This is a genomic window from Mesorhizobium sp. M7A.F.Ca.US.005.03.1.1 (assembly GCF_003997975.1).
Taxonomy (GTDB): Bacteria; Pseudomonadota; Alphaproteobacteria; order Rhizobiales; family Rhizobiaceae; genus Mesorhizobium; species Mesorhizobium ciceri.
Map to the genome: position 1 here is coordinate 27,930 of NZ_RZRO01000021.1, position 21,133 is coordinate 49,062.

16 protein-coding genes are annotated in these 21,133 nt (G+C 64.5%); 10 read left to right on the top strand and 6 right to left on the bottom strand.

The genetic code is table 11. The features are described 5' to 3' along the window. Positions 1 to 5 precede the first annotated feature (5 nt). The 4 genes from EN990_RS12015 to EN990_RS12030 all read left to right on the top strand — a co-directional run bounded on the left by EN990_RS12015 (position 6) and on the right by EN990_RS12030 (position 7,593). Entirely contained in the window at positions 6 to 3,851 is a 3,846-nt protein-coding gene (locus EN990_RS12015; RefSeq protein ID WP_127369417.1) for a DUF11 domain-containing protein, read from the top strand. Between the two features lie 222 nt (positions 3,852 to 4,073). Beyond that, positions 4,074 to 4,751 carry a ribulose-phosphate 3-epimerase gene (gene rpe / locus EN990_RS12020; protein ID WP_127384711.1) on the top strand — a complete coding sequence of 226 codons (678 nt, stop codon included), beginning with the start codon at positions 4,074 to 4,076 and terminating at the stop codon, positions 4,749 to 4,751. Positions 4,752 to 5,160: 409 nt separating this feature from the next. Further along, on the top strand, positions 5,161 to 5,901 hold the full coding sequence (locus EN990_RS12025; protein WP_013528582.1) for a GntR family transcriptional regulator: 741 nt from the start codon (positions 5,161 to 5,163) through the stop codon (positions 5,899 to 5,901). 177 nt (positions 5,902 to 6,078) lie between these two features. After that, positions 6,079 to 7,593 (top strand): malonyl-CoA synthase, encoded by a 1,515-nt coding sequence (locus EN990_RS12030; RefSeq protein WP_127384712.1) that lies wholly within the window; start codon positions 6,079 to 6,081, stop codon positions 7,591 to 7,593. A 27-nt stretch (positions 7,594 to 7,620) separates the two neighbouring features. Here the strand turns inward: EN990_RS12030 and EN990_RS12035 are convergent, their stop codons facing one another. From EN990_RS12035 to EN990_RS12055, 5 genes are read right to left on the bottom strand one after another with little or no spacing between them, the layout of a single operon-like run. Next, on the bottom strand, positions 7,621 to 9,660 hold the full coding sequence (locus EN990_RS12035; RefSeq protein WP_127384713.1) for an ABC transporter ATP-binding protein/permease: 2,040 nt from the start codon (positions 9,658 to 9,660) through the stop codon (positions 7,621 to 7,623). 51 nt (positions 9,661 to 9,711) lie between these two features. Then, positions 9,712 to 10,890 (bottom strand): N-acetylglucosamine-6-phosphate deacetylase, encoded by a 1,179-nt coding sequence (nagA, locus tag EN990_RS12040; protein WP_013528579.1) that lies wholly within the window; start codon positions 10,888 to 10,890, stop codon positions 9,712 to 9,714. After that, the gene (locus tag EN990_RS12045; protein ID WP_024502148.1) at positions 10,887 to 11,921 is read right to left on the bottom strand and encodes an SIS domain-containing protein; all 1,035 of its coding nucleotides are present in this window, start codon (positions 11,919 to 11,921) and stop codon (positions 10,887 to 10,889) included. Before EN990_RS12045 ends, nagA begins: the two co-directional genes overlap by 4 nt. 17 nt (positions 11,922 to 11,938) lie before the next feature. After that, positions 11,939 to 12,721, bottom strand: coding sequence for a GntR family transcriptional regulator (locus EN990_RS12050; protein WP_063169682.1), 783 nt, complete (start codon positions 12,719 to 12,721; stop codon positions 11,939 to 11,941). Continuing rightward, on the bottom strand, positions 12,718 to 13,599 hold the full coding sequence (locus EN990_RS12055) for an N-acetylglucosamine kinase (RefSeq protein ID WP_127369172.1): 882 nt from the start codon (positions 13,597 to 13,599) through the stop codon (positions 12,718 to 12,720). Before EN990_RS12055 ends, EN990_RS12050 begins: the two co-directional genes overlap by 4 nt. A gap of 199 nt (positions 13,600 to 13,798) precedes the next feature. Here EN990_RS12055 and EN990_RS12060 point away from each other — a divergent pair, with 199 nt between their 5' ends. The 6 genes from EN990_RS12060 to EN990_RS12085 all read left to right on the top strand — a co-directional run bounded on the left by EN990_RS12060 (position 13,799) and on the right by EN990_RS12085 (position 20,114). After that, positions 13,799 to 14,758 (top strand): N-acetylmuramic acid 6-phosphate etherase, encoded by a 960-nt coding sequence (locus EN990_RS12060; RefSeq protein ID WP_127369173.1) that lies wholly within the window; start codon positions 13,799 to 13,801, stop codon positions 14,756 to 14,758. A 2-nt stretch (positions 14,759 to 14,760) separates the two neighbouring features. After that, positions 14,761 to 16,020, top strand: a complete 1,260-nt coding sequence (locus tag EN990_RS12065) for an ABC transporter substrate-binding protein (RefSeq protein ID WP_013528574.1) — start codon at positions 14,761 to 14,763, stop codon at positions 16,018 to 16,020. A gap of 241 nt (positions 16,021 to 16,261) precedes the next feature. After that, complete coding sequence (locus tag EN990_RS12070) at positions 16,262 to 17,191, top strand: sugar ABC transporter permease (protein WP_027161161.1); 930 nt, start codon at positions 16,262 to 16,264, stop codon at positions 17,189 to 17,191. Positions 17,192 to 17,202: 11 nt separating this feature from the next. Then, positions 17,203 to 18,042, top strand: a complete 840-nt coding sequence (locus EN990_RS12075; RefSeq protein ID WP_027161160.1) for a carbohydrate ABC transporter permease — start codon at positions 17,203 to 17,205, stop codon at positions 18,040 to 18,042. Further along, positions 18,039 to 19,100, top strand: a complete 1,062-nt coding sequence (locus tag EN990_RS12080; protein WP_127369148.1) for a Gfo/Idh/MocA family oxidoreductase — start codon at positions 18,039 to 18,041, stop codon at positions 19,098 to 19,100. Before EN990_RS12075 ends, EN990_RS12080 begins: the two co-directional genes overlap by 4 nt. A gap of 15 nt (positions 19,101 to 19,115) precedes the next feature. Continuing rightward, positions 19,116 to 20,114, top strand: a complete 999-nt coding sequence (locus EN990_RS12085) for an ABC transporter ATP-binding protein (RefSeq protein WP_127369149.1) — start codon at positions 19,116 to 19,118, stop codon at positions 20,112 to 20,114. A gap of 165 nt (positions 20,115 to 20,279) precedes the next feature. Here EN990_RS12085 and EN990_RS12090 read toward each other — a convergent pair whose 3' ends face one another. Further along, on the bottom strand, positions 20,280 to 21,125 hold the full coding sequence (locus EN990_RS12090; RefSeq protein WP_013528568.1) for a fumarylacetoacetate hydrolase family protein: 846 nt from the start codon (positions 21,123 to 21,125) through the stop codon (positions 20,280 to 20,282). Positions 21,126 to 21,133 lie beyond the last annotated feature (8 nt).

Below are 21,133 nucleotides of genomic sequence, written 5' to 3' on the forward strand. Positions count from 1 at the left end.
GGAAGATGAAAAATCTCGCACTCTCCCCGCTCGCAACGAACGTCCAAACAACCGTCATGGAGACGATCATGAAACCCCTGTCATACGCCAGGCGCGGCGCGCGCTGGCTGATGGCGGCCGGTATCGCGGTCGCCATGTTCACCCCGGTGCAAGGCTTTGCAGAAGACGCTGCCTCGATCACCCCGGAGCTGAAGCTCGATCTCGACAGTTCGCGCGTCGTCACTCCGAGGCCTGACCAGGTGGTGCCTTTCTTCACCAAGACAGGCGTTCAAAGAGGCTGCGATTACGTCGTCTACTCGCTGAGCTTCGGCTTGCGCGGCGATCCGCAGGGCCTTGCCGACCCGAGCCTCGAGGCCAGGCTGAAGAAGGTCAGGATCGACTTCAAGGACCAGCTTCCGCACGGCCTTGCGATCATCAACGTCAACGTGTCCGGCGACGGCACGGATTCGTCCGGCGGACCACTGCCGGGTGCAACGATCAGCACTTCGGCAAATCCGAACGATACTGCCACGGTTTCCGATTTCCGCATCTCCACGTCCGATGTCGACGGCGTCGGCGCTGCCAACGAGCGTGTGATCAACTTCGCGATCACGGCCAAGATCGATCGTGCGGCATTTCCCGCGCCGACGATCGTCGACAACCAGGGCATGATCAAGGTGACGGCCGGACCGGGCACCGGGACCATCATCCCATCGCAGGATCCGAGCAAGCCCGACGACGGTGACTTCAAGACCGGCGTGAAGACCTCGATCAAGATCGACGTCACCAAGTGCAATCCGCCACCGCCACCTCCCGGCAAGGAATGCTTCAAGGTGGAACGCGGTACGGTCGACTGCGTGCCCGGCGGCGGCGCCTTCATCTATCACATGCCGGTCGGCCCGGAGATGGGCGGCAAGTGGGTGCAGGTGTCGACGAGCACGCCCGGCATCAACATCATCCCCGATACCCAATTGGTGCCGGCGGGCGGCGGTGTGCTCAACTGGAAGATCGTCGGTGCCTCGCCCGGCGACGTCATCCACCTCATCGTCACCGGCATCGAAACCTATGCCGGTCCGAAGGAAGGCTGGGGCCTGTGCTGCACGCAGACGATCGACATCGTCATCCCGCGTGACCAGAGGTGCCCGCCCAGGGACAAGGAGCCGGACCTCAAGGTCGAGAAACGCGCCGACGTGACGCGTTGCACGATGGGCGGCGGCTGCGACTTCACCATCAGGGTCACCAATGTCGGCACCGGAGCCTACCACGGCAAGATCGTGCTCGACGAGGTGACGCTGCCGGCCGGCTCGACGCTCGATTCAGGGCCAAATCCACCTTGGGTCTGCGTACCCGGAACCACCCCGATGACCTGCACCTATCCGGTGACCACGCTCAATCCGGGGGCCTCCGTCGACCTCAAGCTCGGCTTCAAGCCGGCCGGAGGCTGGCAAGGCGGTGCTTTACGCAACTGCGCCACCTACAATTATGGCGCCAGCGGCAAGCCGCTGTTCGGCAGCCAGTCGAACGATCGCGGCTGTGCCTCGATCCCGATCTGCCGGCGCGGCGACCGTGACCGCGACTGCCGGCCGCCGGTGGAGAAGAAGGTCGACCTGATCCTGAAGAAGCGTGCCCGCGTCCCGGTCTGCTCGGCCGACGGCATCTGCACCTTCGTGATCGACATCATCAACAACGGCACATCGACCTATAACGGACCGCTGACGGTGATCGACAGCTATCCGGGCGGCGCGCCGTCCTCCTCGACCTTCGGGCCGAGCCCGCCCTGGACATGCGGACCGAACGGCCCCGGCCAGTTCCGTTGCGACAATGCCGGCATCTCGCTGCCTGCGGGCGCCTCGACGCCGATCGTCGTGAAGGCGGTCATGCCGGCCGGCTACCAGTCGGACACTGTCGAGAATTGCGCTGAGGTGAAGCCCATCCCCGGTGAAAACGACCTCACCAACAACAAGGCCTGCGCCAAGGAACGCTTCCGTCATCCCAATGGCGGCAAGCCGACCCTGCGCATCACCAAGGTGTGCAACGGCTCGCTCGCCGGTGCCGCGGTCGTCTCTTGCCGCATCACTGTCATCAGCCTTGGCACCGCTGCCCCCAACGGTCCGGTGCGGGTCAACGATGCCGCCACGCTGGTGGCCGGCGGCGCGCCCGTCCAGATCCAGACCGTCACCCCCGACGGCGCGGAATGGGCGTGCGGACCGGTTCCGGCCAATGCGCTGTCGTGCCAGATTCCCGGTGCCGTCATGACACCTGGAACCAGCCGCCACTTCGACGTGACGGTCTCGGCGAATGGCGCGTTCGAAAACTGCGCGCGCGGCTCCTATGGGCCTGCGCCGGGCGACGACGTCGTCTATCCCTTTGGCCAGGCCTGCGCCAAGGGCGGCGGTTCTTCGACCATCCGTGTCGAAAAGACCGGCGACCGCGAATGCAGGCTCGGCCAACCCTGCTCGTTCGAGATCACCATCACCAATGAAGGAGCGACCGCCTTCTCCGGGCCGGTCCGCATCGGCGATGCGATCGGCGTGGAGGGTCTCGGCAGGCTGGAAGGCGTTGAGATCACCTCGATCGATCCGCCCTTCGGCTGCTCGCCGGAACCGGCAACCTTGCCTGCGTCCTGCATTGCCAACCTGACGCTCGGCGCCGGCGAAAGCCGGGTGCACCATGTCACCGTGGTCATTCCCGACGACGGCCGCCTGGCCAATCTGCAGGGCAATGTCAGCGGCCAGAACTGCGTCGGCGTGCTGTCTCCCGACACACGGGTGCAGGGCGGTGGCGACGTGCTTGGCGGCGATCAGACCAATGTGCAGGGCGATCACAGCAAGGCCTATGCCTGCCATCCCTTCACCATTAGCCAGGAGACGAGGAAGGAATGCTCGCAAGGCTTCGTCATGAACGATGCCGGCCGCTGCGTTTGCCCCGAAGGCACCACCTACCGCAACGGCCAGTGCTCGCCGGGCGGTGGTATCGTGCCGAAGCCGGAACAGCCGAAACGCTGTGTGCTGCTCGAGGGCCAGATCCGCACCGAGGACGGACGCTGCGTCTGCCCACGCGGAACCGGGCTCGAGAACGGCAGGTGCGTCAGGACCGACAAGCCCGAGCAGTGCACTATCCGTGGCCAGGTCCACAATGCGGATGGCGATTGTGTTTGCCCCAGGGGAACCGAGATCAGGGGCAATGCCTGCCGCCCGATCCAGCCAAAGCCGGAGCAGTGCACGATCCGTGGCCAGGTCCACGATGCCGATGGAGACTGTGTCTGCCCGCGAGGGACCGAGGTGCGCAATGGCGCCTGCCGTCCGATCCGGCCGAAGCCTGAGCAGTGCATCATCCGTGGCCAGGTCCACGACGCGGACGGAGACTGCGTCTGCCCGCAAGGCAACGAGGTCAGAAACGGCGCCTGCCGCCCGATCCGGCCAAGGCCTGACCAGTGCACCATCCGTGGCCAGGTCCACGACGCCGACGGCAATTGTGTCTGCCCGAGGGGTACCGAGGTGCGGGGCAATGCCTGCCGGCGCAAGCAGCCGACGCAGGAGCAGTGCGACATACGCGGCCAGGTCCACAACAAGCGCGGCGAATGTGTCTGCCCGCGCGGCACCGAGGTGATCAACGGCGCATGCCGCAGGCAGGAGGTGGAATGCGCACCGGGCTCGCAGATGATCGATGGCCAGTGCCAGCCGATCATCAGGAGGCGCTGCCCGGAAGGCACGATCGGGCGCTACCCGAACTGCCGGGCGGTCCGCGGACAACCGTCGCTGGAGCTGAACCCCGGCCTGCTGCTGCAGCAGGTGCTGCCACGGCGCAGGCCGCAAGTCGAACAGCGGCAGGACCAGGTTCCAGACAGAATCCTGAAGCTCCAGCAGCAATAACCACCTGCTCGACACGAGACCAGAAACCCCGCCGGAGCAATCCGGCGGGGTTTTCTTCGCAGCTGTGGGGACAAGCGGGAATTGGCCGCAGCATGATCGCGGATAACGGCACGCGTCCCAGCCTGCGCGTCGACCGCGCCTGCACCCTCGACAAGTCGGCTGCGGCGCATTAGGCAGTCGATAGGGTGGCCAACGAGAAGGACACTCGGAAAGGCCGCATCCATGAGCAGAAAGACCCTGATTGCACCATCGGTGCTGGCATCGGATTTTTCCAAACTCGGCGATGAGGTCGAAGCGGTAGCGGCAGCCGGCGCCGACTGGATACATCTCGATGTTATGGACGGGCATTTCGTGCCCAACATCACCTTTGGCCCGCCAGTGATCAAGGCGATCCGCAACCGCACCAAGGCCTTCTTCGACTGCCATCTGATGATTGCCCCGGCCGACCCCTATCTGGCCGCTTTCGCCGAGGCCGGCTGCGACGGTTTGACCGTCCATGCCGAGGCCGGCCCGCATCTTGACCGCTCGCTGCAGACCATCAGGAACCTTGGCAAAAAGGCCGGTGTGTCGCTCAATCCGGCGACGCCGGAAAGCGTGGTCGAATACGTGCTCGACCGGCTCGACCTGATCCTGATCATGACCGTCAATCCGGGCTTCGGCGGCCAGGCCTTCATCCCAGCGATCGTCGACAAGGTGAAGCGGGTCAAGGCCCTCGTCGGAGGCCGGCCGATCCGAATCGAGATCGACGGCGGTGTTTCAGCCGAAACCGCGCCGCTGGTCACCGCTGCCGGCGCCGATGTGCTGGTGGCGGGCGCCGCCATCTTCAAAGGCGGCAGCGTCGAGGCTTATCGGCAGAACATCCAGGCAATCAGGACGGCAGCCGATAAGGCAGCCGGTTGACCAGCAGTGTTCCCGCGTCAGCCCTGCATGCCGGCTAAAGGTTCTGGTGCCGGGCGGGTTTGTGAAGCTTTTGGGGCAACGGCATCGGATGTGAGCGATTGCCTGATTCGGTTTTCAGCTCCGTCGTCTATGCCCAAAGCAGACAGTTGATCTCGCGCGAATACAAAAGAACAAAAAGAACAGATTCTCCTGCGTGCATACAAAACATGTTAAGTGCCCGCAGGTTGTGAAAAAGCGCGGAATTACAGCACTGAACTCCGAAATGCCGCATATTCCTTTGTGCTAAAGTACAATAACGTGATCTTCTGCTTGAGCAGGCGAATCTTCGCGCTGTATGGTACAAGTACGAGAAGGCGAATGCTTTCGGACTCGAATCGCCCGGGACAAGTCCTGGGGACAAGGAGTCGCTTTGACATACGGAGCTGCCAATCTGAACGACGACGCTGCCGGACCGAAGAGCACGCTTGCCACTACGGTCTATCAGCAATTGCGGGACGATCTTCTCGGCGGTGTCCTTGAAGCCGAGAGCAAGCTGCGGGTCGAGTGGGTGGTCTCCAAATATGGAGCCGGCGCCTCGCCTGTCCGCGAAGCCCTCAATCGCCTCGCCTCGGAAGGGCTTCTCGGCCGGCACGACCAGCGCGGCTTCTTCATCATGCCGGTCAGCGCCTCGGAACTCGAGGAGCTGACGCGCACCCGCTGCTGGCTCGAGGAGCGAGCGCTTCGCGAATCCATCACCCACCGCACCGCCGAATGGGAAGAACAGCTCGTGCTGGCGCTGCATCGCCTGGGACGCGCGTCACGCCTGGCACCGCAGAATCTCTTCTCGCTCAATCCCGATTGGGAGAGGCTGCATCGCATCTTCCACAGGGTGCTGATTTCGGCCTGCCGGTCGCAATGGCTGGTGGGGTTTTGCGACCAGCTCTCCGATCACGCCTATCGCTACCGGCAAATGGCCAATGATGGCGAAGGCGTCCAGCGCGACGATTTCGGCGAGCATCGTCTGATCGCCGAATATGCCCTGGACGGCAATGCCGACGGTGCCGTCGAGGCCCTGCTCAACCACTACCGGTTGACTGCGGCCATGTGCATGAAGCGCTTCGAGCAGGACGAGGAAACGAAAGAAATCGCCGGCAAACGCGCTCGGCGATAGCAGTCGTTTCCTGGCGGGTCTCTTGTGCTCGTTTCTTGCACGCAACCTGCGTCGGCGCGGCCGGCGTGAACCGCTGTCGGCGGGCTTGACGGCGCGGCCAAGAACCGCGAACTCTCGCCGCCGAGGCATGCCGCGACAGGCGCATGCTCAGCGCCGCAGCACCCCAGGGAAGCCTTCATGAGCAATCATCTGTTCGATGCGTTCCGGTTCCGGATGCCGGCGCCAGCGCGCTTGCTGATGGAAACCGATGATGGCCGCTCGATCACCTATGGCGATATGCTGGCCCGCTCGGCGCAGCTTGCGCATGCGCTCCTGCAACTGGATGTCGAGCCCGGTGACCGCGTTGCCGTGCAGGTCGAGAAGAGCCCGGAAGCGGTCATGCTCTATCTCGCCTGCCTGCGCGCCGGCGCCGTCTTCCTGCCGCTCAACACCGCCTACACGCTGGCTGAGCTGGAGTATTTCTTCGGCGACGCGGAACCACGCCTAGTCGTCTGCGATCCGGCAAGAGCGGCCGACATCGGCGCGCTGGCGGAAAAGACGGGCGCCGTCACCGTCACGCTCGGCCGCGATGGCCGGGGATCGCTGACCGAGCAGGCCTCGCGGCTGCCGACGGATTTTCATGACGTGGCGCGCGGGTCGGATGACCTCGCGGCAATCCTCTACACGTCGGGAACCACCGGCCGTTCGAAAGGCGCCATGCTCAGCCACGAGAACCTTGCTTCGAACGCGCGCGTGCTGGTCGAGCACTGGCGTTTCACCGGAGACGACGTGCTGATCCACGCATTGCCGATCTTCCACACGCACGGCCTGTTCGTCGCCACCAACGTCGTCCTGATGGCCGGCGCCTCGATGCTGTTCGAGCAGAAGTTCGATCCGGCCCGCATCGTCTCGCTGCTGCCGCGTGCCACGGCCTTGATGGGGGTGCCGACCTTCTACGTGCGCCTGCTGCAGCATGAGGGGCTGGACCATGAGGCGGCGAAAAACATCCGTGTGTTCATTTCCGGGTCGGCGCCGCTGCTGGCCGAGACGCACAAGGCCTGGCGCGAGCGCACCGGCCACGCGATCCTCGAACGCTACGGCATGACCGAGACCAACATGAACACCTCGAACCCCTATGAGGGCGAGCGGCGCGCCGGCACCGTCGGTTTCCCCTTGCCCGGCGTCACGCTTCGCATCGCCGATCCAGACAGTGGCGCAGCGCTTGCGCAGGGCGAGGTCGGCATGATCGAGGTGAAGGGCCCAAATGTTTTCGGCGGCTATTGGCGCATGCCGGAGAAGACCAAGGCGGAATTCCGCGCCGACGGTTTTTTCATCACCGGCGATCTCGGCATGACCGACGCCGACGGCTACGTCCACATCGTCGGTCGCGGCAAGGACCTGATCATATCGGGCGGTTACAACATCTACCCGAAGGAGCTCGAAAGCGAGATCGATGCGCTCGACGGGGTTAGCGAAAGCGCCGTCATCGGCGTTGCCCATCCGGATTTCGGCGAAGGCGTCACCGCCGTCGTCGTGCGGGCGCCGTCATCGCGGATCACCGGTGCCGAAATTCTCGGCGCGATCGCCGGACGGGTGGCGAAATACAAGCATCCGAAGCGCGTGATCTTCGTCGATGAACTGCCGCGCAACACCATGGGCAAGGTACAGAAGAACCTGCTGCGCGACACCTACAAGGACATATACGCATCATAGTTGCGCGGAGCCCGGGGCAGCGGCGCCTTACTCCTTGCGCGCCCTTTCGACCCGACTGCCGGAGCCCCACAAGGCGCGCTTCAGCAGGTTGCGCTTGCGCGGCACGAGGTTGATGTCGCTGACAAGCTTGGCGCCGCCCTCGCGCCGTTCGAGGGTGATCTTGCGGCTGTGGAAGGCTTCCAGCTCGGCACGGTGCGCCACGCTGATGATGGTGACATCGGGCAATTCGCGGATCACCGTCGCCATCATGGCGTCCTGGCTCTTCTCGTCGAGCGCCGAGGTTGCTTCATCCAGCACGACGATATCGGGGCGGTGCAGCAGCAGGCGCGCGAAAGCGAGACGCTGCTTTTCGCCGCCCGACAGCGTCTGGTCCCATGGCGCTTCTTCCTTGATCCTTTCGGCAAGATAGGCCAAGCCGACCTTGTCCAGGGCGGCCTTGATCTGTTTGATCGTCCACTTGTCCGCGGCCGCGGGATAGGCGACCGCGCGGCGAAGCGTGCCCGAGGGAATGTAGGGGCGTTGCGGCAGCATGAACAGTCGCCTGTCGGCATGAAAATTGACGCTGCCGCCGCCCCACGGCCACAGGCCGGCAACGGCCCGCACCAGCGTCGACTTGCCGGAACCGGATTCGCCAGCCACCAGCACACGCTCGCCCGGTTCGATCGCAACCTCGGTTTCCTTGACCACGGAGGTGCCGTCGTCGAGCGTGACGGAGAGATCGTCGAGGCTGAGCATCGCACCGTCTTCGGTTTCGCCGTGCTGGATGCGTCCGAGCGCGTCGCTCTGCTCCGCACGCTCGAGCCCGTCGAGCGACATCATCAGCGAGGCGATGCGCCGCGCCGAGGCGTTCCAGTCGGCAAGACGCGGGTAGTTGTCGACCAGCCATCCGAACGCGCCCTGCACGATGGCGAAGGCGGAGGCAGCCTGCATCACCTGTCCGAGCGACATCGAGCCTTCGAGGAATTTCGGCGCGCAGAGCAGGACCGGCACGACCGGCGCAAACAGGCTCGACCCCTGCGACACCAGCGCCGTGCGCATGTGCTGGCCCGTCAGCAGCGCCCATTGCCTGAGCACATGACCGAAATTCCTGTCGATGCCGCTGCGCTCCTCCTCCTCGCCGCCAAGCAATGCGATGCTCTCGCCGTTTTCGCGCACCCGCGTCAGCGTGTAGCGGAATTCGGCTTCCGCCTGGTTCTTCTGCTCGGAGAGGCGGACGAAATGCCGGCCGATGACCACCATCGACGTGGAGGTGATGGCGGCATAGATGACCGCGGTGATGACGAGGAAGCCGGGAATGGTCAGGTTTTCGCCACCGATCGGCAAAGTGAGCGCGCCGCCGATCGTCCACAGCACCACGATGAAGGTCGAGGCCGACAGGAACGCATTGAGGACGCCCGAGATGAAATCGACGGGTGACTCGGTGGCGATCCGCAGATCCTCCGTGAGGCGGGCTTCGGGGTTCGAGTGGTCGCCGGCGACGAGATTCAACTGGTAGTAGCGGCCATTGGCAAGCCAGCGTGCGATGACGGCGGTGGTCAGCCAGGAACGCCAGCGGCGCTGGATCGTCATGCGCAGATAGACCTGCGCGACCACAAGGCCCGCGCTTCCAGCGACGAGCGGCAGGAATATGGCGCTAAGCACATAGACGGTGTGGGCGTTGCGTTGCTCGATGGCGTCGAAGAAGGAGCGGTTCCAGACGTTGATCCCGTATTGAAAGCCGACATTGACGCAGATCAGGATCAACAGCCCGATCGTGAGCGGCCAGGCAAGCCCATCGCCCCGCCTGGCCCAGTAGCCGCGCCCGCTGATCCAGAAACGCCGCAGCAGGTATTTCCGGCGCGCCTGCTCGGCTTCTTCGGGCGTCAGTTGCGGATCCGGCTCGACAGCCTCCGGTGGCGGTCCCGGCTGGCCGTCGACCTCGGGGGCAGCTTCGGCAGTCGGCGGTTTTTTTTCGCGCAGATCCTCGTGGCGCGGCCTCTGGTCACGCGGCGCTTGCTGTCGCGGCTTCAAGGCACCGCGCGGTTTGATGCCGTCGGCCTGTTTCAATTTGGGTTTCGCCTCGGACATACGCTCCGACAACGACCTCAAAATCAAAAGGTTTCACGACGACAGCCGATATCAATGCGCAGTGCCGTAGCCGGCTCCAAAAACCTTTTCGCCGCCGATCCAGACGCCCTTCGGGTCGAGATCGTCCGACAGCGCGACAATATCCGCAGCCGTGCCGTTGGCGAATCGGCCAAGCCGGTGCGACTGGCCGATTGCTTGCGCCGGATAGAGCGAAGCCATGCGCAAGGCCTCGGAAAGCTCGACCCCGATGACGCGGTGGGTGAAACGAATGGCCGAGATCATGTCGAGATCGGCGCCCGCCAGCGTTCCGTCGCCGAGCCGCAGGCTGCCATGCCTGCGATAGATGGTACGGCCGTTGAGCGTGAACGACGTCATGTCGGTGCCGATTGTCGCCATGGCGTCGGTGACCAGAACGATCCTGGCCGGCCCCTGCTTGGCGCGCAGTGCGATCTTGATGGTGGCCGGATCGACATGGATGCCGTCGGCGATGAGACCGGCCGACAAGGTGCCGATGTCGATGGCGGCGCCAGCCAGGCCAGGCTCGCGATTGCCGATCTGGCTCATCGCATTGAACAGGTGGGTAACCATCGAGGCGCCCGCCGCGGCAAAGGCGCTGGCGGTGGCGTAGCCGGTGTCGGAATGGCCAAGGCTGACGATGACGCCGGCCTTAGTCAGCGCCGCGACGCGAGCCGGCTCGACGGATTCGGGCGCGATGGTGGTCAGCAGCACCGGCAGCTTTTGCCGAGCCGCGATCAGCATCGCCTGGTCGGCATCCGTCATCGGCCGGATCAGCGCCGGATCATGCGCGCCCTTGCGGGCGACCGACAAATGCGGGCCTTCGAGATGCAGCCCGAGAAACCCAGGCACCTTCTGGCGCGCCGCCGCCTCGCCGGCGGCGACAGCGGCGGCCGTGATTGCAGGCGTGTCGGTGATCAGCGTCGGCAGCAGCGCCGTCGTGCCGAAGGGCGCGTGCGCTCGGCAGATGGTCTCGATGGAAGCGACATCGGGATGGTCGTTGAGCATGACGCCGCCGCCGCCATTGACCTGCAGGTCCACGAAACCCGGCACCAGCAGGCCGTCACCGGCGTCGACGAGGGCGATGTCCGAGGGGACGGCGCCCGTGGGCAAAATGGCCTCGACGAGACCGTCGCGCACGACCAGCGCGTGGCCTTCATGCCAATCGTCGCCGTCGAAAATCCGGGCGCCAGTCAGGGCAAAGCGATTGCTCATACGGTCTCCGTCACCTTGCGAAGATTGCGCGGCGTGTCCGGGTCGAGACCGCGATGGCGGGCAAACGCCTCGACGAACATGTAGAAGGAGACGATCAGCGTCAGCGGATCGGTCAGTGGATGGCCTGTGGCGACATGCGGCAGGCGCACGGCGCGTTGGGCAAGTGCCGAGGTGACGAACACCGGCGCGCCCTTGGCCGCCAGGCTGTCGGCGGCCTCGGCAATCGACGGTTCGGACGCGTCGCGCGCGGCCAGCGCCAGCACCGGAAAATCGGGGCCGACCAGCGCCAGCGGGCCGTGCATGACCTCGGCGGCGCTGTAGGCTTCCGCATGCATGCCGCAGGTCTCCTTGAATTTCAGCGCAGCCTCATTGGCCATCGCCGCCGACGGTCCGCGGCCGAGGATGAACAACGACTTCTGCTTCTCGATCGTCTCAGAGAGCACGCTCATCCAGTCGCAGGCGATCGCCTTGCCGAAATGCTCCGGCAGGCGGGCAAGCGCCGCCAGCAGCGCATCGTCGCCGGTGGCATGCGCCATCAGAGCGAGGCCGGCGACGGCCGAATTGATGAAGGTCTTGGTGGCCGCGACGCTGCGCTCGGGGCCGGCCAGGATGTCGATCGCATAGTCCGAGGCACGCGCCAGCGGCGAATCGGCGGTGTTGGTGATGGCGACGGTCAGCGCGCCTCCCGCCCGCGCGGTTTCGGCCATGGCGACGATGTCGGGGCTCTTGCCCGATTGCGAGATCGCCAGGCAGGCCGAGCCGGCGAGCCTGAGCTTGCGGCCATAGATCGAGGCGATCGACGGCCCGACCGATGCGACGGCCAGGCCCGCCGTCAGCTCGACGGCGTATTTCATGAAGGTGGCGGCATGGTCGGACGAGCCGCGCGCCACGGTGACGACGAACTGCGGGTCGCGTTCCCGGATGCCGCGCCCGGCTTCGGTCAGCACGGCGCCGGAGCCGTCGAGCAGGCGGGCGACGGCCTGCGGGACCTCCTCGATCTCGCGCCGCATATGGGTCATCTCTGTCGACATGGTCGGCTCTGTCGTGCTCATGGTCGGCCCTCTTCGCTCGGCCCTGTCAGCCGCAGTTCGGCGACGAAATCATAGGCGTCGCCCCGGTAGATAGAGCGGGTGAATTCGATCACCTTGCCGCTCGCCAGATAGGAAATACGTTCGATGTGCAGGCCGGCAATGCCTGGCGGCACCTCGAGCAGGCGCGCGTCGCTGTCGCCGAGATTGGCGGCGGAAATGCGCTGCACCGCCCGCACCGGCCGATTGCCGGTCAATTCCAGCGCGGCATAGAGCGAGGAGCCTATGTCGGCCGGGTCGGGCAACACGCTGGCCGACAGCGAGGCCCGCTCGATCGCCAGCGGCGTGTCGTTGGCAATGCGCAGGCGCGCCACGCGCGCCACCAGTTCGTTCGACGACAGGCCGAGCACCATCATTTCGTCGGGCGAAGGTGCGTAAAGGCCGCGGTCGAGCCATGCCGAACGCACCACCATGCCGCGCCGCGCCATGTCCTCGGTAAACGAGGTCAGCCGCGACAGCGACTGTTCGACACGCTCCATGCGCGGCGCCACGAAGGTGCCGGAGCCGTGGCGCTGCACCAGGATGCCGCCCTTGACCAGGTCCTGCACCGCCTTGCGCACGGTGACCCGCGAAATATCGGCCTTGGTGGCGATGTCGCGCTCGGAGGGCAGCGCGTCGCCCGGCCCGATCAGGCCGCGATTGACCGCGTCCTCGATGCTCTTGCGCAACTGCAGATAAAGCGGCGCGCCGCTTTGCGCCTGATGTTTCAGCGTGGCGAAGATCTGGTCGGCGGCCTCGCTCATCGAGTTGCCTCCGCGTGTCCGGCAAGGAGGCGAACCGCCATCTGCACCGCGCCGCCCAGCGCGTCGTCGAGCGGCGGCTTCAGCAGCGCCCGGTAGCGGGCAGACAGGCGCGGCGCGTAGAGCGGCGCCAGCCCGCCGAGGAGGCACAGCGGCGCGTCGTCGGCGAGATCGAGCGCGCCGAGCGAGGCTTCGACATCGGCAACTACCTTGTCGAGGATCCAGTTGGCGACGCTGTCGCCCTTCTCGGCGTGTTCGAACACCTTGGGTGCGAAGCCGCCGAAATCGCCGGGCTTGGCATTGGTGGTGAATTCGACGACATCCTCCGGGTTGTTGCGGAAGACGGCCAGCATGCTCTGCGTCAGCGGCGAGCCCGCGCGGACGCCGTCATAGGCAAGCAGTGTCTGTTCGAGCAGGTCGCGGCCGATACGGGCGCCGCTGCCCTGGTCGCCAACCTGGAAGCCCCAGCCGCCGATGGCGCGCGATTTGCCTTGTCTGCGCGCCATATAGGCGGTGCCGGTGCCGAGGATCGCCATGGCGCCGTCACCGGCGCCGACAGCGCCTTCCAGCGCGATTTCGGCGTCGGTCTCGACTTGGCTGATGCTGAATGGCAGGATCGCCTCGAGCTGCTGCCGGTAGGTGCCGACATTGGCGCCGGCAAGGCCGAGAATTGCGGGCGTTCGCGGGATCAGTTCCGGATCCTGCCCGGCGACGAGGAACGCCTGCCTGGCGGCCTCGACGATGTTCGAGCGAGCGCCGGTCAGGTCGGTGCGGATGTTGGCGGCGCCGCTTTTGGCGCGGCCGATCACCGTGCCGTCCGCCGTTGCCAGGGCGGCCCTGCAGCTGGTGCCGCCGCCATCGATTCCGAGCACGAAATTCACGTTGATTTCTCCTCCGGGCGGATAATACCAATAAAATACCAATAGCCAAGGGTTAATTTCCGTTTCAAAAAGTTTAAGCCGTATTTTATTGAAAAATCTGCGTATTTCGGCCGCTCAGCGATTTCCAGTCCGCGAATTCGTTAATGCGTGTGGACAAGTGGTATTTTTTTGGTATTGTTCTGGTATTGGAGGAACCGGGATGGCCGAAACGCGCACCGAAGCGCTTCACAAAAATGCCGAGGGGCTGGATATCCAGCCTCCGGACGCCATCCTTTCCTATTTGGCCGATGCGCAGATCGAAGCCGCCAAGGTGGTGCGCCATGCCATTCCATCCATCGCCAGGGCCGCCGAGATCATCGCCGGCAGGCTGAAGGGCGGCGGCAAGCTTGCCTACGCCGCGGCCGGCAGCTCAGGCCTGATGGCACTGGCCGATGCGCTGGAGCTGCCGGGCACCTTCGGCATTCACCGCGACCGCATCGCCATCCTGATCGCCGGCGGCGACGACGCTTTCCGCACGCTGGCCGGCGGGCCGGAAGACGACACCGAGGAAGCCGCGGCAGCGGTCGCCGAGGCCGGCCTCGGCAAGGGCGACTGCCTGATCGCCATTTCCGCCAGCGGCACGACGCCCTATGCCGTGCGGGCCATCGAGGAGGCTGCCCGCCGCGGCGCTGCCACCATCGGCATCGCCAACAACAGGGACTCTGCGCTGCTGCGCCAGGCACAAACCGCCATCCTGCTCGAAACGCCGCCGGAACTGATCGCCGGCTCCACGCGCATGGGCGCCGGCACTGCCCAGAAGATCGCGCTCAACATGCTGTCGACGCTGACCGCCATCCATCTCGGCCATGTGCATGACGGCTACATGGTCAATCTCATGGCCGACAACATCAAGCTGCGCGACCGCGCGGCGCGTATCGTCGCCGCCGTCAGCGGCCGCGGCACGGACGAAGCGGCCCGCCTGCTCGAAAAGAGCGGCGGCGCGGTCAAGACCGCCATTCTGCTCGCCGCCGGCGCCGACAGCACTGACGCGGCGCAGAAGATACTGGAAGAGGCCGGCCAGAAGTTGCGGCCGGCCCTTTCCGCTATAGAGGGGAGCAAGGGCTCAAAAGCCTCTGTTCTCATCAAAACCGAACCTGAAAAAGGTCAACAGGGAGACTGAGCATGACAACGAAACTACTGACGGCACTGCTTTTGGGCACCAGCATTCTCGGCTCGGCCGGGTTGGCTCACGCCGACGACGTAACGCTCAACATCGAAAGCTGGCGCGGCGACGACCTTGCCATCTGGAAGGACAAGCTGATCCCGGCTTTCGAAGCCAAGAACCCGGGCATCAAGGTCGTGTTCGCACCCTCGGCTCCGACCGAATATGACGCCGCGCTCGGCGCCAAGCTCGCCGCCGGCTCGGCGGGCGACCTGATCACCTGCCGCCCGTTCGACAAGTCGCTTGAGCTGTTCAAGAAGGGCAACCTTGCCGATCTCTCGGCGCTGCCTGGCATGGAGAACTTTTCGCCGGTGGCCAAGTCCGCCTGGCAGACCGACGACGGCAAGGCGAGCTTCTGCGTGCCGATGGCCTCGGTCATCCACGGCTTCATCTACAACAAGGACGCCTTCGACAAGCTCGGCATCAAGGTGCCGGAGACCCGCGACGAGTTCTTCGCCGCGCTCGACAAGATTAAGGCCGACGGCACCTACATCCCGATGGCGATGGGCACCAAGGATCTCTGGGAAGCCGCGACCATGGGCTACCAGAACATCGGCCCCAACTACTGGAAGGGCGAGGACGGCCGCGCGGCGCTGATCAAGGGCGATCAGAAGCTGACCGACAAGGACTGGGTCGCGCCGTATGAGGAACTGGCCAAGTGGAAGCCTTATCTCGGCGATGGCTTCGAGGCGCAGACCTATCCGGACAGCCAGAACCTGTTCACGCTCGGCCGCGCCGCCATCTACCCGGCCGGCTCGTGGGAGATCGGCCTGTTCAACACCCAGGCGCAGTTCAAGATGGGCGCCTTCCCGCCGCCGGTCGAGAAGGCCGGCGACACCTGCTACATCTCCGACCATACCGATATCGGCATGGGCCTGAATGCGGCTTCGAAGAACGCCGATGCGGCCAAGACCTTCCTGTCCTGGGTCGCCTCGCCGGATTTCGCAACCATCTACGCCAACGCACTGCCGGGCTTCTTCAGCCTGAACTCCTCGCCGGTGAAGATGGAAGACCCGCTGGCGCAGGAATTCGTCTCCTGGCGCGGCAAGTGCAAGTCGACGATCCGCTCGACCTACCAGATCTTGTCGCGCGGCACGCCGAACCTCGAGAACGAGACCTGGGTTGAATCGGCCAACGTCATCAACGGCACCGATACGCCGGAAGCGGCGGCCAAGAAGCTGCAGACCGGCCTCGATAGCTGGTACCATCCGGCCAAGTAAGAGCTCAGGCAACGGAACCGGCCTGGCGCACGCCTGGCCGGTTCCGGACTACCTCATTCAAAGCCTATTCGGATTGCGATTGTCGGCACCGCCTCCCGGCCTTACCCTCTCTTCGGGGAAGGCTAGCTGATCAGTCGCAGGCCTTTGTTCCTGCCGCATCGGCAGGAATGGTCGGGCCGTGCATCGAGGCATCATCTAGATCGATACCCTTTGGAACCGAGAGACGGCGGGGACCGAACTCATGGCCGCAGATATCAGAGCGAAAAGACCGTTCCGCTGGCATATAGGCGTCTTCCTGGCGCCGGCGGTGCTTGTCTACACGGCAATCATGATCCTGCCGCTCGCCGGCACGCTGCAGCTCTCGCTGTTCCGCAACATCGAGCAGCACCAGGTCTTCGTCGGGCTGGAAAACTTCCGCATGCTGTTCGGCGATCCCAACTGGTCGGTGGGTTTCTGGAACGCGCTGAGGAACAACACCTGGTTCTTTATCATCCACATGCTGGTGCAGAACCCGATCGGCGTCATGCTGGCCGCGCTTCTGTCCAGCCCGAGACTGAGGTTCGCGGCCTTCTACCGCACGGCGATCTTCGTGCCGACCATCCTGTCCTTCGTCATCGTCGGTTTCGCCTGGAAGCTGATCCTGTCCCCGTTGTGGGGCGTGGCGCCGCATCTGATGGATCTCGTCGGCCTGAAAAGCCTGTTCACGCCATGGCTCGGCAAGGAACAATATGCGCTCACCGCACTCAGCCTGATTTCGGTGTGGCAGTTCGTCGGCATCCCGATGATGCTGATCTACGCCGCCCTGCTGTCGATCCCCGAAGAGGTGATCGAGGCCGCCGAATGCGATGGCATTACCGGCCTGGCGCAGTTCTGGAAGATCAAGCTGCCGCTGATCCTGCCGTCGATCGGCATCATCTCGATCCTCACCTTCGTCGGCAATTTCAACGCCTTCGACCTGATCTACACCGCGCAAGGCGCGCTCGCCGGGCCGAACTATTCGACCGATATTCTCGGCACTTTCCTCTACCGCGCCTTCTTCGGCTTCCAGCTGCAGGTCGGCGACCCCAATATGGGCGCGGCGATCGCCACGATGATGTTCCTGATCATCCTCGGCGGCGTCTGCGTCTACCTCTTCCTCGTCCAGACGCGCCTGCGTCGCTACCAGTTCTGAGGGGCCGAGAGATGAGCACCGCCACCCGTTCCGTGCCCCGCACCATCGGCGCCCATGCGATCCTGCTGACCTACACGGTGATCGCGCTGTTTCCGGTGATCCTGGTGATCATGAACTCGTTCAAGTCCCGCGCCGGCATCTTCGGCGCGCCGCTGACGCCGCCGACGCCAAAGACCTTCGACCTGATCGGCTACACCACCGTCATCGGCCAGGGCGACTTCTTCCACTATTTCCAGAACAGCCTCGTCGTCACCGTCGCCTCGCTGTTCTTCGTGCTCCTGTTCGGCGCCATGGCAGCGTTTGCGCTGTCGGAATACCGCTTCCGCGGCAATTCGCTGATGGGGCTCTATCTGGCGCTCGGCATCATGATCCCGATCCGGCTGGGCACCGTCGCCATCCTGCAATTGATGGTGGCGAGCGGGCTGGTCAACACGCTGACGGCGCTGATCCTGGTCTACACCGCGCAAGGCCTGCCGCTTGCCGTGTTCATCCTGTCGGAGTTCATGAAGCAGGTGTCCGACGATCTGAAGAATGCCGGCCGCATCGACGGCCTGTCGGAATACACCATCTTCTTCCGCCTGGTGCTGCCACTGGTCAGGCCGTCGATGGCAACCGTCGCCGTCTTCACCATGATCCCGATCTGGAATGACCTGTGGTTCCCGCTGATCCTGGCGCCGTCGGAAGAAACCAAGACGGTGACGCTCGGCGCCCAGCTGTTCCTCGGCCAGTTCGTCACCAACTGGAACGCTATCCTGGCGGCGCTGTCGCTGGCGATCATGCCGGTGCTGATCCTCTACGTCATCTTCTCGCGGCAGTTGATCCGCGGCATTACTTCCGGAGCGGTGAAGTGAGTTCTGAAACCCCTCTGCGCGTCGTCGTCGCCGGGCTTGGCAATATGGGTCGCAGCCATGCGCTGGCCTACCATACCAATCCAGGTTTCCAGATCGCGGCGCTGATCAATCGCTCCGACGTGCCGCTGCCGGACGGGCTGTCGGGTTACGGCATCAAGCGCTCCTTCGACGAGGCATTGCGCGATGAAAAGCCCGATGTCGCCTGCATCGCCACCTATTCCGACAGCCATGCCGACTATGCGGTGAAGGCGTTCGAGGCCGGTTGCCACGTCTTCGTCGAAAAGCCGCTGGCAACGACGGTGGCCGATGCCAGGCGCGTCGTCGCGGCGGCCAAGGCCAACGGCAGGAAGCTGGTGATCGGCTACATCCTGCGCCATCACCCGTCCTGGATCAGGCTCATCGCCGAAGCGCGCAAGCTCGGCGGCCCCTACGTCTTCCGCATGAACCTCAACCAGCAATCCTCGGGCCATACCTGGGAGACGCACAAGCAGTTGATGCAGACGACCTCGCCGATCGTCGATTGCGGCGTGCACTATCTCGACGTCATGCTGCAGATCACCGATGCGAAGCCCGTGGAAGTGCGCGGCATGGGCGTGCGGCTGACCGACGAGGTCGCGCCCTCGATGTACAATTACGGCCACTTGCAGGTGCTGTTCGACGACGGTTCGGTCGGCTGGTATGAGGCCGGCTGGGGGCCGATGATTTCGGAAACCGCCTTCTTCGTGAAGGACGTCATCTCGCCCAATGGCTGCGTGTCGATCGTCATGAAGGAAGGTGTGAAGTCCGATGACATCGACACCCACACCAAGACCTCGACCATCCGCCTGCACAATGCGGCGGCCGACGCGGACGGCAAGTTTCTCAAGGCCGACGAAATGCTGTCGATGGCAGGCGAACCCGGCCATCAGGACCTCTGCGACCTCGAACAGGCCTTCGTGCTGAAGGCAATCCGCGAGGATCTGGACCTCGCCAAACACATGGACGACGCGGTCAAATCGCTCGCCGTCTGCCTTGCCGCCGACGAGAGCGTGCGCAGCGGCGCCGCCCTCAAACTCTAGAACAGGGACGAAGCCGTGGGCTCGCTGAACATCGAGAACGTGAAGAAGGCCTTTGGGCCGGTCGAGGTGCTGAAGGGCATCAACCTCGAAGTGAACGACGGCGAGTTCGTCGTTTTCGTCGGGCCGTCCGGCTGCGGCAAGTCGACCCTGCTCAGGGTCATTGCCGGGCTGGAGGATTCGACCTCGGGCCGCGTCGTCATCGACGGCGCGGACGTTTCGGCCACGCCGCCGGCCAAGCGCGGCATCGCCATGGTGTTCCAGACCTATGCGCTCTATCCGCATCTGACGGTGAAGAACAATATGGGCCTCGGCCTCAAGCAGGCCGGCACGCCGGCGGCCGAGATCGAGCGCCGCATCGGCATAGCCTCGTCGATGCTGTCGCTGGAGCCCTATCTCGAAAGGCGGCCGGCCGAACTCTCCGGCGGCCAGCGCCAGCGTGTCGCCATCGGCCGCGCCGTGGTGCGCGAGCCGAAGCTTTTTCTCTTCGATGAGCCATTGTCCAACCTCGATGCCGCACTGCGCGTCAACACAAGGCTGGAGATCGCGCAGCTGCATCGCCGGCTGAAGGCAACGATGATCTACGTCACCCACGACCAGGTCGAGGCGATGACCCTGGCCGACAAGATCGTAGTGCTCAACGCAGGGAAAATCGAGCAGATCGGTGGCCCGATGGAGCTCTACAATTCGCCGGCAAATGAGTTCGTCGCCGGCTTCATCGGCTCGCCGAAGATGAATTTCGTCGACGGCGCCCGTCTCGGCGAAACCGCCAAGACAATCGGCGTGCGGCCGGAACATCTGACCGTCGATCCGAAATCCGGCTCCTGGAAGGGAACGGTGGTGCACGCCGAGCATCTCGGCGCCGACACCAACCTCTATCTCGACTGCGAGAAGGCCGGGCTGATCACCGTGCGGATTTTTGGTGTTTACGATGCCGAGCCGGGTGCCACGCTGTATGCGACGCCGGATCCGGCGAAGACGTATCGGTTTGGTACGGATGGGAAGGTGCTGAAGTAGATACGCCGGCGCTGGCCCTCACCCAGCCTCCGTTTCGCTCGGCTGACCTCTCCCCGAGGGGAGAGGAGATTGCCAGCGCCGACGCCAGTCTCTTCTCCCCAGCGGGGAGAAGGTGGCCGCGAAGCGGCCGGATGAAGGGGCAGCGCTGACCCCGAAATGTACTGCCTAAACGTCCGCCTTGAACGTCTGCTTCTGCTGCCCCAGGCCTTCAATGCCCAGTTCAACCACATCGCCGGCCTTCAAGAACACCGGCGGCTTCATGCCCAGCCCGACGCCGGGCGGCGTGCCGGTGGAGATGATGTCGCCGGGGTGCAGCGACATGAACTGGCTGAGATAGGACACCAGATACTTGACGCCATAGACCATGGTCTTGGTCGAGCCGTTCTGCATCGTCTTGCCGTTGACGGTCAGCCACATTTTGAGGTTCTGCGGATCGGCTACCTCGTCCTTGGTCACCAGCCATGGGCCGGTAGGGCCGAATGTGTCGCAGCTCTTGCCCTTGGTCCACTGGCCCTGGCGCTCGGCCTGGAAGGCGCGCTCTGAGACGTCGTGGGCGACGCTATAGCCGGCGACATAGTCGAGCGCGTCGGCTTCGCTGACATATTTGGCGGTTTTGCCGATGATCACGGCCAGCTCGACTTCCCAGTCGGTCTTCTCCGAGCCGCGGGGGATCAGCACGTCGTCATCCGGCCCGACAATGGCCGAGCTTGCCTTCATGAAGATGATCGGCTCCGGCGGCACGGTAGCGCCGGTCTCGGCGGCGTGGTCGGAATAGTTCAGGCCGATGCAGATGAACTTGCCCGTGCCGGCAACGCAGGCGCCGAGGCGCGGGCTGCCGGAAACCGCCGGCAGCGACTTCGGATCTAGCTTGGCGAGTGCTGCCAGCGATGCCGGATCGAGTGCCTTGCCGCCGATATCGGTGACGTGAGCGGAGAGATCACGGATCGTTCCATCCGCATCGAGCAGGCCGGGACGTTCGCTTCCCACCTCGCCATAGCGCAGCAGTTTCATCTAAATCC

Coding starts and splice junctions, on each gene's coding strand:
- EN990_RS12075 (WP_027161160.1), top strand. CDS start 17,203: ATGAGCACCGCCACCCGTTCCGTGCCCCGCACCATCGGCGCCCATGCG.
- EN990_RS12065 (WP_013528574.1), top strand. CDS start 14,761: ATGACAACGAAACTACTGACGGCACTGCTTTTGGGCACCAGCATTCTC.
- EN990_RS12070 (WP_027161161.1), top strand. CDS start 16,262: ATGGCCGCAGATATCAGAGCGAAAAGACCGTTCCGCTGGCATATAGGC.
- EN990_RS12050 (WP_063169682.1), bottom strand. CDS start 12,721: ATGAGCGAGGCCGCCGACCAGATCTTCGCCACGCTGAAACATCAGGCG.
- EN990_RS12015 (WP_127369417.1), top strand. CDS start 6: ATGAAAAATCTCGCACTCTCCCCGCTCGCAACGAACGTCCAAACAACC.
- nagA (WP_013528579.1), bottom strand. CDS start 10,890: ATGAGCAATCGCTTTGCCCTGACTGGCGCCCGGATTTTCGACGGCGAC.
- EN990_RS12060 (WP_127369173.1), top strand. CDS start 13,799: ATGGCCGAAACGCGCACCGAAGCGCTTCACAAAAATGCCGAGGGGCTG.
- EN990_RS12045 (WP_024502148.1), bottom strand. CDS start 11,921: ATGTCGACAGAGATGACCCATATGCGGCGCGAGATCGAGGAGGTCCCG.
- EN990_RS12035 (WP_127384713.1), bottom strand. CDS start 9,660: ATGTCCGAGGCGAAACCCAAATTGAAACAGGCCGACGGCATCAAACCG.
- EN990_RS12090 (WP_013528568.1), bottom strand. CDS start 21,125: ATGAAACTGCTGCGCTATGGCGAGGTGGGAAGCGAACGTCCCGGCCTG.
- EN990_RS12030 (WP_127384712.1), top strand. CDS start 6,079: ATGAGCAATCATCTGTTCGATGCGTTCCGGTTCCGGATGCCGGCGCCA.
- rpe (WP_127384711.1), top strand. CDS start 4,074: ATGAGCAGAAAGACCCTGATTGCACCATCGGTGCTGGCATCGGATTTT.